Annotated in this window: 14 protein-coding genes; 2 read left to right on the forward strand and 12 right to left on the reverse strand. The window is 43.2% G+C overall.

The features are described 5' to 3' along the window. From FBF75_RS06850 to FBF75_RS06865, 4 genes are all read right to left on the reverse strand, one after another. Positions 1 to 1,140 (reverse strand): glycosyltransferase family 4 protein, encoded by a 1,140-nt coding sequence (locus FBF75_RS06850; protein WP_136944558.1) that lies wholly within the window; start codon positions 1,138 to 1,140, stop codon positions 1 to 3. Beyond that, complete coding sequence (locus FBF75_RS06855) at positions 1,106 to 2,980, reverse strand: polysaccharide biosynthesis protein (protein WP_136944559.1); 1,875 nt, start codon at positions 2,978 to 2,980, stop codon at positions 1,106 to 1,108. Before FBF75_RS06855 ends, FBF75_RS06850 begins: the two co-directional genes overlap by 35 nt. Before the next feature lie 165 nt (positions 2,981 to 3,145). Further along, complete coding sequence (locus FBF75_RS06860) at positions 3,146 to 3,829, reverse strand: CpsD/CapB family tyrosine-protein kinase (protein ID WP_007500133.1); 684 nt, start codon at positions 3,827 to 3,829, stop codon at positions 3,146 to 3,148. Beyond that, the gene (locus FBF75_RS06865; protein ID WP_007500132.1) at positions 3,819 to 4,550 is read right to left on the reverse strand and encodes a YveK family protein; all 732 of its coding nucleotides are present in this window, start codon (positions 4,548 to 4,550) and stop codon (positions 3,819 to 3,821) included. Before FBF75_RS06865 ends, FBF75_RS06860 begins: the two co-directional genes overlap by 11 nt. A 257-nt stretch (positions 4,551 to 4,807) precedes the next feature. Here FBF75_RS06865 and slrR point away from each other — a divergent pair, with 257 nt between their 5' ends. Continuing rightward, the gene (gene slrR / locus FBF75_RS06870) at positions 4,808 to 5,278 is read left to right on the forward strand and encodes an HTH-type transcriptional regulator SlrR (RefSeq protein ID WP_136944560.1); all 471 of its coding nucleotides are present in this window, start codon (positions 4,808 to 4,810) and stop codon (positions 5,276 to 5,278) included. A gap of 292 nt (positions 5,279 to 5,570) precedes the next feature. Here slrR and FBF75_RS06875 read toward each other — a convergent pair whose 3' ends face one another. The 4 genes from FBF75_RS06875 to FBF75_RS06890 form a co-directional block, all read right to left on the reverse strand. Continuing rightward, complete coding sequence (locus tag FBF75_RS06875) at positions 5,571 to 5,795, reverse strand: phage holin (RefSeq protein WP_008347764.1); 225 nt, start codon at positions 5,793 to 5,795, stop codon at positions 5,571 to 5,573. 145 nt (positions 5,796 to 5,940) lie between these two features. Beyond that, positions 5,941 to 6,837: an iron-hydroxamate ABC transporter substrate-binding protein gene (locus tag FBF75_RS06880; RefSeq protein WP_136944561.1), complete on the reverse strand. Its 897-nt coding sequence runs from the start codon at positions 6,835 to 6,837 to the stop codon at positions 5,941 to 5,943. Positions 6,838 to 6,853: 16 nt separating this feature from the next. After that, positions 6,854 to 7,855, reverse strand: coding sequence for a FecCD family ABC transporter permease (locus tag FBF75_RS06885; protein WP_017359188.1), 1,002 nt, complete (start codon positions 7,853 to 7,855; stop codon positions 6,854 to 6,856). Further along, complete coding sequence (locus FBF75_RS06890; protein ID WP_038475387.1) at positions 7,852 to 8,904, reverse strand: FecCD family ABC transporter permease; 1,053 nt, start codon at positions 8,902 to 8,904, stop codon at positions 7,852 to 7,854. Before FBF75_RS06890 ends, FBF75_RS06885 begins: the two co-directional genes overlap by 4 nt. A 310-nt stretch (positions 8,905 to 9,214) precedes the next feature. Between FBF75_RS06890 and FBF75_RS06895 the strand changes: the two genes are divergently transcribed. After that, positions 9,215 to 10,624 (forward strand): polysaccharide deacetylase family protein, encoded by a 1,410-nt coding sequence (locus FBF75_RS06895; protein WP_048001963.1) that lies wholly within the window; start codon positions 9,215 to 9,217, stop codon positions 10,622 to 10,624. 16 nt (positions 10,625 to 10,640) lie between these two features. Here FBF75_RS06895 and abc-f read toward each other — a convergent pair whose 3' ends face one another. From abc-f to opp1C, 4 genes are all read right to left on the reverse strand, one after another. Beyond that, on the reverse strand, positions 10,641 to 12,200 hold the full coding sequence (gene abc-f, locus FBF75_RS06900; protein WP_025208012.1) for a ribosomal protection-like ABC-F family protein: 1,560 nt from the start codon (positions 12,198 to 12,200) through the stop codon (positions 10,641 to 10,643). Positions 12,201 to 12,534: 334 nt separating this feature from the next. Then, positions 12,535 to 13,305 carry an ABC transporter ATP-binding protein gene (locus FBF75_RS06905; protein ID WP_017368095.1) on the reverse strand — a complete coding sequence of 257 codons (771 nt, stop codon included), beginning with the start codon at positions 13,303 to 13,305 and terminating at the stop codon, positions 12,535 to 12,537. After that, entirely contained in the window at positions 13,299 to 14,117 is an 819-nt protein-coding gene (locus FBF75_RS06910; RefSeq protein WP_136944562.1) for an ABC transporter ATP-binding protein, read from the reverse strand. Before FBF75_RS06910 ends, FBF75_RS06905 begins: the two co-directional genes overlap by 7 nt. Then, positions 14,080 to 14,967, reverse strand: a complete 888-nt coding sequence (gene opp1C / locus FBF75_RS06915) for a nickel/cobalt ABC transporter permease (protein WP_025208015.1) — start codon at positions 14,965 to 14,967, stop codon at positions 14,080 to 14,082. Before opp1C ends, FBF75_RS06910 begins: the two co-directional genes overlap by 38 nt. Between the last annotated feature and the right edge of the window lie 4 nt (positions 14,968 to 14,971).

The raw sequence follows: 14,971 nt of genomic DNA on the forward strand, positions 1-14,971 counted from the left end.
TCACATCACCTTCTCTTTTTGATCCATATACGTTGTGTAAATTTCCTCCATAGCACTTATCGTATGCTCCTGTGCAAATGCGTGAGCCATAGAACGTCCCGCTTTCCCCATTAGGTGAAGCTGGTCCTTTTTATGATAGAGCTGTTGTAAATAAACGGCTAAACCATTCACATCATTCGGTTTGATTAAAAAGCCGTTCACTCCATGTTTGACGAGCTCACAATGCCCTCTATTTTCTGTTGCAATCACCGGCTTTTCAGCAGACATCGCTTCAAGAAGATTCATCCCAAGTCCTTCTCTCAAGCTGGTTGATACACATACATCGCTCATATGCATCCAATCTTCGATGTGTTTGCAAAATCCCGCAAACTGTACATGTTCCTCAAGATTCAGCTGACAGACCAGCTTTTCATAGGACGACCGACTGGTCCCTTCTCCAGCAAATACAATTTTCACATGTGGTATATTCCGATACACCTGCGCGCAAGCTTTGATGAGCATTCCTTGATTTTTATTGTCATTTAATTCACCAGCACACAGCACGATAAAATCTTGCGTGGTAAAACCATATGCTTTACGAAGGCGGTCTTTTTCTTTGTCATCAACTGGTGCAAATCGCTTCATATCGACACCCATACCGGGAACATAATGCACAGCCGCCTTCTCTTTTGACAGACGATCGGCTCTTTCATAGTCTTCTCCATTAATGGTGATGAGTGCATCCGTATATTGAACGAGCCATCTCTCAACTGGATAATAAAGCAGCCAATTTTGAAGCGGTGCCCCCTTCCAAAAGTGAAACCCATGCGCTGTGTAAAGAACTTTCGTCCCTTTTTTGCGCGTCCCTTTGGCCGCTAGCCTGCCAATGACACTCCCCATCGGTGTGTGACAATGGATGAACTGATAATGCTCTTTTTCTAACAGTTTTTTCAGCTCCACATAAGCGAGCCGGTTGTGCAGATGAAAAGGGGAACGCTGAATCGGAATGGCATGCGCTTGATCCACATACGGTAGCTCCAGCTGGCCATTTGCCGCTGTATGCACTTCCCATCCTTGTTCCTGAAACCATCTGAAATACGGGAGATGGAACGCCTTAAAATGATAATCAACCGTTGCGCAAAACAAGACTTTTTTCTTCATTAGCAAGTGGCTCCTCCTCTCGTTGCATCGGTTCAGGCAATACATCATGCGACTCAATGGCGGCAAACAAGGCCTGTCTTAATTGATCGTCACTCATCATATTAAATTCGTGAATAAAGCGGTTCAGCACATACGGATCACCATCCAAGGCATGCCCAATATGGATTTTCGGGAAAATTTGCTCCTGTGCTTTTTCATGCTGGTTGAGTAACTCCTCGTACATTTTCTCTCCGGGACGAATACCCGTAAATGTGATTGGAATCTGGTCTGTGGTGTAGCCTGAGAGGTGAATGAGGTTTTCTGCGAGGTCGACAATTTTGACTGGCTCCCCCATGTCTAAAACAAAAATCTGCCTTCCTTCTGCTAGTGCACCAGCTTGAATAACAAGCCTTGATGCTTCTGGTATCGTCATAAAATATCTTGTCATGGCTGGGTGCGTGACAGTCACTGGCCCGCCTTTTTCAATTTGTTTTTTAAAGATCGGAATGACGCTCCCCCTGCTTCCGAGTACATTCCCAAACCGGACGGCGACAAATTTCGTTTCACTGCTTGCCCCCATTTGCATAATCACCATTTCAGCAAACCGCTTTGTCGCTCCCATCACATTGGCAGGGTTGACCGCTTTGTCAGATGAGATGAGGACAAATGTTTCAACTCCGTGCTCATGTGCAGCTTCTGCCACATTTTTTGTCCCGATAATATTGTTTTTCACCGCTTCTTTCGGGCTGATTTCCATGAGCGGGACATGTTTATGCGCGGCGGCATGATAAATCATATCCGGCTGAAAATGACCAACGATTTCACTCATTTTTTGTTTATCTTGAATATCCGCAATTTGTGGATATAGGCTAATGCTGTCTCCATACAATTCTTTCAGCTCTAGTAAAATAGAATGAATGCTAAATTCTCCATGTCCCACAAGCACAATCGCCCGAGGGGAAAATACACAAATTTGACGACAGATTTCTGACCCGATAGACCCGCCAGCTCCTGTCACCATAATCGTTTTTCCTTTTAGGTGAACGGATAGACGGCTTGTATCTAATTGAATCGGCTCTCTTCCAAGCAAATCCTCTGGCTGTACATCCCGCAATTGATTCAGCGCATGGGTTCCTTTTAAAATCTGTTCCATTTCCGGCATAATCTGTGTTTTGATTCCAGTCGCTACACATTCCTTATATAGTCCTTTTAATGTGTGACTGCTTTTGGATGGAATAGCGATAATGATTTTTTGAATATCCATCATCGCAACAGCCCTTTGAATATGTTCTTTTCCCCCAAGAACAGGCAGCCCCATAATTTCAAGCTTATGCTTTGTTTTGTCATCATCAATGAAAGCGACCGGCTCAATATGTACATCACTCGACTGCTGAAGCTGACGAACGATAATGGTCCCGGCTGATCCAGCGCCAATGATTAGTGCCCGCTCCTTTTCAACTTGAAACCGCTTCGCACCATCATGAAACAGCCTGGATGCCATACGTGATGCACCGATGAATAACACATGGAAAAGCCAGACAATGAATAAAAAGCGAAATGGCCATGTCTGCACAAAAATGTACAGCATCGTCATGGAAAATAAAAATGAACACGCAAAGGTCTTCATTAAAGAAAATAGCTCTCTAACCCCTGTATAGGCCCATACTTGCTTGTACACGTGAAAAATATACGAAAACAAATGGTGCCCGATCAGTAGACTGAGCGAAGAAATGACGAGCATTTCAAATGTATATACGGTTAACGCCGCCTCTTGGACAAATTGAAAGCCAAAAAAGACGGCTACTAAAATGAGATATGAATCTAGTGCCACGATGATTGATAATCTTTGGGCGTAAGTCAACGCTCCTCCCCCTTTTTAAAGCATCACTATTCTTACATAAAATGGGCATCAAACCCGTCCTCACATCCCACTACCGATGACGAGCATCTAAGGCATATGTCATGCCCACAGCAGGATCGAGTGCCTCCGTTGTTAAAGATTAGGAGACATCACCTATCAATCTCTTTAATACATATAGTGCCTTCCCTTTTTCACTTTCTTGCCATTTAGCATCGCCCCAAGCAGTTTCCCTGTCGTCCCCTCTAATACTTCTTTTGATTTCTTCACAGCGGCAATCTTCGTTTTACCGCTTAACACCACAAGAATGCTTCCATCCGTCCGGTTCGCTAATATTTTGGCATCGGCTACAGGCAGAAGCGGTGTGGAATCCACAATCACCATGTCATACTGCTGCTCAATCTCGTAAAATAGCTGCTTCATCACAGAGGAGGAAAGCAGCTCAGCAGGATTTGGCGGAATGGTCCCACTCGGAAGCAGCTCTAAATGCTCAATCGGTGTAGGCAAAATGGCTTCCTCCAAAGTGCAATTATTTAATAGCACATTGGTCAATCCGGTGTGCGGACTCAGATCAAAATATTCATGAATGGCTGGTTTACGTAAATCAGCATCCATGAGCAAAACCCGTTTTTTCTGCTGTGCAAAAACAGCTGCCAAGTTTGCAGCCGTAAATGATTTTCCTTCCTTCGGCAAGGAGGATGTGACCAATATCGACTTCAGCCTCGTTTGAATCGACGTGAATTCGATGTTCGTTCGGATCGTTCGGAATTGTTCCGCAATGACAGAGTGAGGATTTAATACAGAAATGCAGGATAAATCTCTTTTTTCTCGTTTTTTCCTCTTAAAAATCAATGTTCTGTCCTCCCGTTATGACGGACTGCTTGTCTTTTTTTGCCCTCCTGTCTGCATGCATCTGATAGACACTGCCGAGCGACGGCAATCCGATCTCTTCTCTTATTTGATGTGTTCGTTTTACCGTATCATCGAGTAAATTCATTAAGAAAATGAGTGTCATTCCCCCTAATACAGAGGCGCCTAGTGCCAGAACGATGTGAACGAATTTACGTGAGTTCATTAGTATCGTGTTGGACAGCTTGGCTTCAGACAAAACATTAATGCGATCCATATTCATGGTTTTTTTGATTTCTTCTTGCAACACCTCTGTGGCTGTATTCGCAATGGCTACTGCCTTCGCTCGGTCCTCATCTTGTACAGAAATATTTATGACCTCTGACTCATTTTCTGTACTTGTGGCAATTTTGTGTTTTAATCCTTCTGCCGATTCTGTAAGATTGAGTGTTTCTTTTACTTTTTCAATGACAATTGGACTTTTTAATAGGACTTGAAAGGTACGTGTATATTGAAGGTTCATCTGAATATCGTTTAAATTCGCTTGTGCATCACTGCTTCGTTTATGAACAAGAATTTGAGTGGTTGCCTGATATACAGGAGTCGAGACATAGAACTGATAGTAGGCTGAAATGCCCGTTACGATCAGGACAATCAGGATCAGAAGGGCCATTTTCTCTTTTATGACAGAAAACAGCTGCTTAAAACCTATATTCTCATTCATAGATACCTCCCGATTTCATCATAAAAAGGTTATATATGGTTTCTTTTTGTTAATGATTGGATTATAAAAGATAATACCCGCAAAGAAAAATGTCATAATAGGTCTTATAGTTCTTTTTAAAGAACGAAATCGTTCGTTTTCTTTTGTTTACTTCCTGTTTCTTACGTTTTTGAATTTTATAAAGAACAATTTATTTCTTATAATGAACGAAAAGGTCGCAGAACGATTCGCCGGGGAGAAGGGAGATCATATATCGAATGATAGGCAAGGTGATACGAATTTACCGAAAGAGGAAAGGATACTCAATCCAGCAGTTGGCTGAAGATGCCCATGTCTCTAAATCGTATTTGAGTAAAATTGAGCGTGGTGTCCACCGTAATCCATCTGTCCAGTTTTTAAAAAAGGTATCCTCATCACTAGAAATTGATTTACAAGAGCTGTTTGATGCAGAAACGATGATGTTTCATTACGCTGAGGGCGGTGAACAGGAGTGGCGGGATCATATCGTTCATGCCGTCCAATCCGGCATGCCTAAAGAAGAACTGTATCAGCTGCTCCAAACCTACAGAAAGGAGCAGGAAGGAAAGACGTTGCATGTCCATCAGAGAAAGCTGACCGACTCAAATATGTCAGAATGGAAGCGTCTCATGAGTGAAGCAAAGGCCATTGGCTTAACCATCGAGGAAGTGAAAGCGTTTCTTACCAATATGGGAGAACACCGGGCGTAAGCCACTGAGATAAAACCAATTTGCGGGGAGAAGCGCTTGTCGCTTCGATGAAATAGAGCCTTTTTATATGAAAAGGCTCTATTCAGTTTATGGACAAAGGGCTAAAATGAACTTGATTTTAGCCCTTTGTCTTCTTTTCAGCGTGATAGAAAACCTTTGCAGTCTAGGAAGGACGAGCACCGGAGCGGAGCGAATTTGACATTCGTGAGCACCGAAGCGCAGGACTGTCACCGAATGCGAGGGTTTTTCTACACGCTGATAGCCTTTTTGCATGAAAAGGCTCTGTTTTCTGTTATTCTTCTTTTTTGGTTCGTGCTTTTTTCGTAATATCATTGTTCTTCCAATAGGCCCATAGTGATGTGATGCCAAGAAAAGCTAACGTAATGAATTGCTGCACACCTTCTTCATCAATTGGAATTGGGCTTTTTCCTGCAGCGGTGAGAGCGCTGTTCACAAGTGCCAATAAAAGCAGCACAAGCCTCGCAATAGTGCCTGCACTAATTTTTTGAACCTTCAACTGTAACCCCTCCCCTTATCCTTTCATACGGACGATACTGCTCGTTCCCTCTCATATGTATGCAAAAAGCGAATGAATAGAAGAATGAATCAAAAAAAGAGACATCATTCCTAGATGCGGAATGATGCCTTGATTTATGTGCTGATTATTTAGAGAACATCTTTTTTGCTTCATCCATTGCCATTTTGTTGCCTAGAGCTGAATAATCAAGCCATGGCTGATCGGCAATCGGATACACTTGGTTTTTCTTCACAGCTTTTAGGCCTTTCCAAATCGGCGTCTGCTCTAACTGTTTGAATGCCTGTTGCGCCTTATCATCACGATTCACGACGACAAAAATAGCATCTGCATCAAAGTCAGGAAGCACTTCTTGAGAAATGACTTCAAATGGACGTTTGCTGTCCAGTTTTTTCACACCATCTACAGGTGTCAGTCCTAAATCATCGTATAAAATTGGCCCCATCGGACGTTTCATACTAAATACTCGAAGCTCTTTTGCTGTTACACGAATTGCCATCACTTTTCCATTTCCAATCTTTTTCTGGATGAGTGATTTGACTTCTTTTGCTTCTTGATTGTAGTCCTTAATATATTGATCGGCTTCTTTTTCTTTATTGACGAGCTTGCCGATTTTTTTCAAATGATCACGCCATGTGCCATCATTTAAATTAAACACTTCGGTTTTGGAAATTTTTTTGTATTTTGATAAGTCTTGTCCAGCTAGTTCTTCATCGACGTAAATGACATCTGGTTTTAAAGCAAGCAATGACTCCATATCAGGATCTGCTGCAATGCCCAGCTTTTTCGTCTGGCTGAGCTGCTTCTTCGCATGTGGAAGGAAATCTTTTAAGTCTCCCCCTACAACAGAGCCAGCAGGTTTTATACCGAGTGCTAATAAATCATTTGTTAAATGAATCGACAAGGACGCAATCTTAGGTGTTCCGTTTTCATCTTGATTTGTTGTCTTCTTTGTTTCCTGTTGACCACAAGCGGCCAGAATCAAGAAACAGAGCGTTAAACCAAACACAAGTACTTTTTTCATGATGAGTTCCTCTTTCTTATTTTGTTTTTGTTAGTAAATAGAGAAAATAAGGTGCTCCGATAAAAGCCACAACCACACCCGCTGGGATGGCATTTGGGGCAAATATGGAACGTCCGAGTGTATCAGCACTGACCAAAATCAACAATCCAAGCAAGGCGCTCACTGGTAAAAAATATTGGTGCAGTGAGCCGACAAGACGCCTCGCCAAATGAGGTGCAACAAGGCCAATAAAACCAATTCCGCCTGTCATCGATACACTTGCACTCGCTAGACCAACAGCTAAGGTGAGAAGAAAAAGTCGTTTACGTTGTACACGTACTCCGACACTTGAGGCAACGGCATCACCTAATGTTAACGCATTGAGTGTGCTGGACTGCATGAGCGTAAGCGGGACAAGACATACGATCCAAGGCAGGAGCGCAAGTACATGAATCCAGTCTCTTCCCCATACATTTCCCACAAGCCACCTTGAAGCGAAGGTGTATGTATCTTCATCCAGTTTCAATGACAAATATAACGTCAATGCACTAAACCCCGCAGCTACGGCAATTCCAACAAGGATCAGCCGGATAGGTACAAGCCCTTCATGCCTGTCGTACGCAAGAAGAACGATGACTGCCGCCGCAAGTAGGCCACCACCAAATGTAAAGAGCGGAATGAGTAAAGATGGATTTCCTTCTAGTACGTGAAAATACGTCACAAAGATGATTAAGCCGAATGCGGCTCCTGCATTCAGACCGATAATCCCAGGATCGGCAAGTGGATTGCGGGATAAACTCTGCAAAATGCCACCTGCGATACCTAGACCTATTCCAGCTAGTATCGTCACGACGATTCGAGGCAGACGATAATCAAACAGCACCGTCTCACTTTGGAAATCTCCAAAGCCAAATAACGTTTTGACGACAACGAGAGGACTGAGTTTCAGCGTGCCGGTATTTAAACTATACAGCACGACAGCCGCACTCAGACAAAGCAAAACGGCTGTCACGACAAGAGCACGCCGTTTCTCTTTCATGACAGGTTCCTCCCTTCTTTTCTGGCAATATATAAGAAGAAAGGAACACCAACAAGTGCCACCATGACGCCAATGGCAAGCTCTCTTGGCGGATTTACTGTCCGGCTGGCAAGATCAGCGAAGACGAGAAGCATTGCGCCTAAAATCGCTGACATCGGAATGACGAAACGATAATTGACCCCAACCAGCTTTCGTGCAATATGCGGAATGACAAGCCCGACAAACCCAATAGACCCAACCGCCGATACAGAAACGCCTGCCAGCAGAACCGCAGCTGCCATACCTAGTATTCGCACTTGCCGGGTTTTCACCCCTAAATTCGCAGCTACATCTTCACCAAGTGATAATAACGAGAGGGATCGTCCTAATAACATCGCCCAAACGATGACAATGAGAATGACTGGAGCAAGGATCATCAGCTGCGGCCATTTGACACCTGCCACACCCCCTGCATACCAAAAAGCCAGATCCTGACTGAGATCAAAGTAAATGGCGATACCCGAGCTTAGCGCATGCAGCAATGCGGCAACAACAGCTCCAGCTACAGTGAGCCGAAGTGGGGTCAGCACGCCGCCAGCCGCCCCAATGGCAAAGATCAGCAGCGTACTGAGAACGGCCCCAAAAAAAGAAAATAACATCAATGCGGAATAAGGCATTCCTGGAAAAAAAGCAAAACAGAGAGCGACTACAAACATCGCACCGCCGTTAATGCCTAATATCCCGGCATCTGCCAGCGGATTTCTTGTAATGCCTTGCATAAGCGCACCTGCCACAGCAAAGGCCGCTCCAACAAGTGCAGCTCCTAGCACACGAGGAAGCCTTAATTCATGAATGATCTGCTGCTCTGTCACATGAGACTGATAGTCAAACACAGCTGTCCAGACCGTTTGCAAAGACAATGACTTTGCACCGTAGGAAACAGCCAAAAACATAGCTGCCAATAAACCAATGACAGCGAGAAAAAACAATAAAAAGAACAAAATAGGTGATGATCGTTTTTGTTGAGATGTTCGCTTATCCGGCAAAATCGGTGTCATCCTTTTCTTCATTAAAAGTCAGTTTGAAAATGAGAATCATAATCATCAAAATTATAGCCGTCAGCCTCTGAAAAATCAATGTACGGCTCATTTTTTTTATTATTGAAGGTATTGGTAGACGGCAAATAAGAGAATTCTTTCCTTCTGCTTTTTCTCGTTGTGAAAGACCTATCAATTTTTACAGTATTTTAATAGGAAAATAGTTGACATTCCGCATGAAAATCCCCTAAAATTACAAAAGTAAGTCAATTGTTATAAAAATATTACAAACAGATGTCAAAGGAATAAAGAATGACCCGTCATGAGAGGAGAATTGAAAGTTGTGTCAGTAAAGGGAAAATGGAGTATCATCCTATTTGCGCTTGCCATCGTCATTGGAGCAGTTGCATTCTTTCAAAATCAGCAAGCAAGCGGTACAGAGAAGAAAAATGTGAAGCAGGATACGAATTATAAAAATGTTGAAATTGTCACTCTTGTAAATGACGGGAAGTTTATGAGATATGCGGTGAACTATCCACTTTTTCATCAAAAAAAGCTAGATGACAAGATTCAAAGCTATGCGAATTCAGCATTAGAGCATTTCAAAAAGACATTTAGTGAAGCAAAGGACATTGATGAAAACAAACGGTTTGAACTGAATATTGACTATGACATGGTGCACTATGCAAAACAATCTGCGGCCATTTATTTTACGACCTACACATATACAGGTCAGCAAAATGGGACCACTCATCACGTCACAATCAATTTCGATTTTCAGAAAAAAGACTTTCTTGACACAAAAGATTTATTTCAACCCAAAAAGGACTATTTGAAAAAATTATCCTATATTACATACACGGAGCTTAAAAAAGATAAAACCTTGTCTAAGGATCTATCACTCCTTCAAAAAGGAACAGCCCCTACTGATCAAAACTTCAGTCAATTCGCCTTAAAAGAGAAATATATAGAGTTCTATTTCCCAGCTTCTCAAGTAGCCGCAAAGGACTTAGGTCCGCAAACGCTGGCGATCAAAAAGACGCTGCTAAAAGATATCTTGAAGCCGGAATATATGAATAAGACCAAAAATCAGAATGAAATCAAAGAACCGAATCCAAAAAGAAAAGCCGTCAAGCTGCCGCAAAAGCCAAAGCTTGATCCGAATAAAAAAGCCATCGCACTCACATTTGATGACGGTCCAAACCCAGCCACAACTTCAACCATTTTAGCAGCGCTGAAGGAAAATAAAGGACACGCCACCTTTTTCGTATTAGGAAGCAGGGTTCAGTATTATCCTGGAATGCTTGCCGACATTTTAAAGGGGGGAAATGAGATCGGAAACCATTCATATAACCATCCTTTATTAACGAGACTCCCTCTAAAAGAAGCGGTCAAACAAGTAAAAGACACGCAGAAGCTGATTAAAAAGGCTAGCGGTTATACTCCTACGCACTTTAGACCGCCATATGGAGGAACAAATCCCGACATCAATCAAGCAGTGGGCATGAACGTTTCATTGTGGGATGTCGATCCTGAGGACTGGAAAATTCGCAACAGCCAGCAGATCACAAACCATGTTCTCTCACATGCAGCAGATGGCAAAACCGTACTCATGCACGATATTTATGACAGCTCTGCTCGAGCAGCAGTGAAGATCATACATGAACTCACCAAACAAGGCTACCAGCTTGTCACAGTCAGCGAACTTGAACAATTGAAAAAAGAACGAAACGAACAGACCCCTGTGCAGTAAACACAGGGGCTTTTTTTTATGACTCTAACAACTTCTTTCTTTTTAACAATGCTTGAAACGTCTCTTCAAGCTCATGAGAAGGCTCGATGCTTAAACGACTGAGCACTTCAGACAGCTGCATATCAATCAGCAAGAGCTCTTCTTCTTTCTTTGTAGCAGCTGGCTTTTCTTCCTTTTGTTTATATTCTTCATAGGTACCATCAAAGCGTTCAATGGTACCCTCGTGCACATGAAGAATACGAGTAGCCACCTGCTCAATGAGCCTCCTGTCGTGGGAGACAAACACAACTGTGCCCGGGTAATCTTTTAAAAGTCCTTCAAGCGCTTCTACTGCCGCAAGGTCTAAAAAGTTCGTCGGTTCATCAAGCATCAGAACATTGGCATCACTGACGAGCAACTTTGCAAGCATCGTCTTCACCCGTTCCCCGCCGCTTAATACGTTCGTCAGCTTATACACATCGTCTCCCCGAAACCCAAGTCTCGCTAAAACGGTGCGAACGATCGTCTCATCTTGAATCGCCTGTTCCAGTGCATTTTGTAAGATCGATTCATCTTGATTCAGTCCTGAAAGATCTTGGCTGAAATAACCAATCTTCACGGCTTCTGAACGAAAAATCCCGGGATGTCCGTTTACAAGCATTCGGAGAAATGTCGTTTTACCGCTCCCATTCTTCCCAATGATCGCGACTTTGTCTCCGCCTCTCACTTCAACATTCGCCTTTTTCCAAAGGACTTTATCTCCTGCCATGCCATCTACATGTTCGACACGAAAAATGGAGCGGCTTGCCACTTCCTTCATGGTGTGCTGCGTCATTTGAAGAGGCTGGACTTCCTTCACCTTCTCCACCTTTTCTAATTTCTCCATTCTTGTTTCAATAGATTTGGCTGTTTTTTGAAGCTTTTTTTGCTTGTTTGCATAATAAGGCTTTGCAATTTTAGGCCCCGAGGATTTCAACTTTGGAGATGGCTTTGTCGCTTTGTCAGCTTTTTTCATTTTCTTTTGCAGTGCATGTTCTAACTGTTTTTTCTTTTGGGTATACACCTCGTACGCCTCCACGTGCTGGCGATGTTCGAGTTCTTTTTGCCGGGCAAAATCGCTGTAGTTGCCTTTGTATGGTTTGAGCTTCCCATCTTCCAATTCCCAAATGTCTGTACATAACGCATCTAAAAAAGCACGGTCATGCGAGACGACAATCAGAGCACCTTGATGATAACGAAGCTTTTCTTCTAGCCACTCAATATGCTCCGTATCTAAATGAGTCGTCGGTTCATCGGCTAATAAAAGGGCAGAAGGCCGGCTTAAAGCTCTCTCAATATAAGCTTGAGTCATCTCTCCGCCACTTTGTCTGCCATCTCCTGTCTTTAGTTGAGGAAGCAGCGTACAAGTTGTAGTGTGTGCAAATGTGCCGCTGTCTGGTTTTTCCCTCCCCGCCAGTACATGGAGCAATGTCGTTTTCCCACTGCCATTTGTCCCTACAAGGCCGATTCGGTCCCCTTGATGAATGGCAAGCTCCTCTATATCAAATAACAAACGATCCTTTCGAAATACTTTTAATTGGTGGGCTCTCAGTAACATCCAACCCTCTCCTTTCGTATCAGGAGACATGAAAAAGCCTCCCATTCTCAGAATAGGAGGCAAAATGGTGTACAAAAATAAGCGTATCGATACAGAATGACATGCGGTTCATCAAATGAGCACACATCTCCCCCGTATCCATCACTTCAATCTTTGATTCCCAAGCTGTACCATCCTATTCCGAAGCTAAAAAATGAAAACGCAGCAAACATAGCAACACATATCGTTTGCTCACTGCCTTCGTTCTTTCATTTTGCTTACAGGTCATAGGATTAGTACTTCATTGCATTGGGTCACCCTTCCGTCGTTTGTTACGTATACGATAAAAGATTGGTTATTTTTTGTCAAGCTGAAAAGGCATGAGTGAGTCTATTAGCTTGAGCGTAAATGGATGAGTCGCTTCAAACAGCTGGTCACTTTTACATTCTTCCACAAGTTTTCCCTCATGTAAAAAAAGAAGTCGATCACATAAAAAAACGGCTGCCTCTAGATCATGGGTAATCATGAGAATGGTCATATCTAACTCTTGCTTTAATGTTTCAAGAAGCTCCAATATTTGAACTTGGACAGAAACGTCAAGTGAGCTAAGGACTTCATCTAAGATGAGAATGGCTGGATTCGTCGATATGGCTCTTGCTATGCATACACGCTGGAGCTGACCGCCGCTTAGCTGATGAGCATATTGATTTAGCAAAGACGATGGAAGTCTTACTTGCTTGAGCAGGGACAACACTTTTTGGTTCACATCCATGTTTCGCTTTATTATTTGCATGGGTTCTGCTATGATCTCTTTCACTGTAAAGGAAGGATGGACAGAAGATAGATAATCCTGAAAAACAACACTCATTTTCCCCCGGTTCATCTTACGCCATGTATGAGCTGGCCATCTACCTATCTTTATCTCTCCGCCGTCTAATGTTTCTAAACCAAGCAGCGTACGTGCTATTGTACTTTTACCACTACCGCTCTCACCGACTAACCCGACACATTCACCCTCTCCAATCTGAAATGAAACCTGAGCTATGCGTGCTATGGATTCCTCTTTATGAAAAAAGCGTCCTTTATCTTCTCCATGTTTAAGTAGTTGATTTGCTGTGATCAGCATGGGAATGCCCTCACTCTCTTCTGCTGCCTCAGTGCTTCAAGGGGTGCCGATAAGCGAAGCCTCGTTTCTAGTAAATGCCTCGTTTGAGGATGCTCAGGTGATGTAAATATCTCTTTTGCATGACGATGCTCAAGCATCTTCCCTTGGTGCATCACCAACAATTCATCAGCGATTGCCTGAACGACGCCTAAATCATGCGAAATGATGATCAAGGCAGCTCCTGTTTCTTCTTTCAGCCTCTGTAATTGTGTGATGACTTCACGCCGGTTATATGCATCTAATGATGCTGTAGGCTCATCGGCAATGATCACGTCAGGAAAAAGCATGATCGTAATGGCAATCACGACACGTTGAAGCATTCCTCCCGACAGCTCATGAGGATATTTTTTCATTAACATATGCGGATTGTTTAAATGGACACGTTCTAGCCCAGTGATCGCATGTGCTGTCCCTTCTTTTCCACGTAAACCCAAATGCCGCTGGAACGTTTCAAGTATTTGATGACCAATTGTTTCAATTGGATTGAACGCATTCATAGCATCTTGTGGAATGTAGCCAATTCGCTTTCCTCTCCACTGCTGTAAAGTCTGACTTGTCAATTTTTCACCGTCAAACAAAATGGTCCCAATCATCTCTAGCGAAGGAGGGATAAGGCCAATTAATGCTTTTGCAACGGTTGATTTTCCGCTTCCACTTTCTCCAATAACGCCTAAACAACGTTGTCTATGTAATGTAAACGTGATATTTGCCACCAAATCCTTTTGTTGAATCGGATCATGTACGGACAGTTTTTTTATCTCGATGAAAGGCAAACCGTCTCCCCCTTTTTTTGTTACTAAGATGCATGGCAGGGTTCATGACCTGCTGAAGACTGTCTCCTAAAAAATTCAGTGCCATGACCACAAATAAGATCGCAAGTCCAGGCGGGAGCATATGAGCCGGGTGCGTCACCATGACATTCTTCGCCTCGTTGAGCATCATGCCCCATTCCGGTGTAGGTGCACTCACACCTAATCCAAGAAAAGACAGAGCAGAAATATTTAAAATGACCCAGCCTGCGTCAAGTGTAGCAAAGACAGCAATCTCTCCTGAGATGCGAGGAAATAGATGTTTTCGAAGGATATAAAAAGGTGAACCCCCAGATACTTTCGCAAACTGAACAGATGGTTCATTCGTATATTGCAGGACTGACGAACGAATCATCCTTGTATACCAAGCCCATTTTGCAAGGACATTGGCCAAAATAATATTGAAAAGCCCAGGTCCCATAATGCCCACAACGGCCAAAATCATCACCTCTGCTGGAAATGACAGCATGACATCACATATTCTCATTAGAGCTCCATCAACTTTCCCTCTAAAAAAGCCAGCTACAAGTCCAAGTATCGTGCCAATGAACATCGTGATACACATTGTCAGCACGGCAGCAAGCATCGTTGTCCGAATACCATATAAGAGCCGGGACAATACGCATCTCCCCAGCTGATCGGTTCCGAGGGGATATGTTAGACTCACACCAGCATATTTTTGAAGAATGTTCGTGTCAGTTGGGTCATGCGGCGCTAGAAACGGTGCAAACAGCCCAGCTAATGTGACAAGTACCAAAAGCCAGATAGACAGAATAGCCATTCGATCTTTTCTTAATTGATTCCATACGATCAAATTT

The organism is Bacillus sp. S2(2019) (assembly GCF_005144805.1).
Taxonomy (GTDB): Bacteria; Bacillota; Bacilli; order Bacillales; family Bacillaceae; genus Bacillus; species Bacillus altitudinis.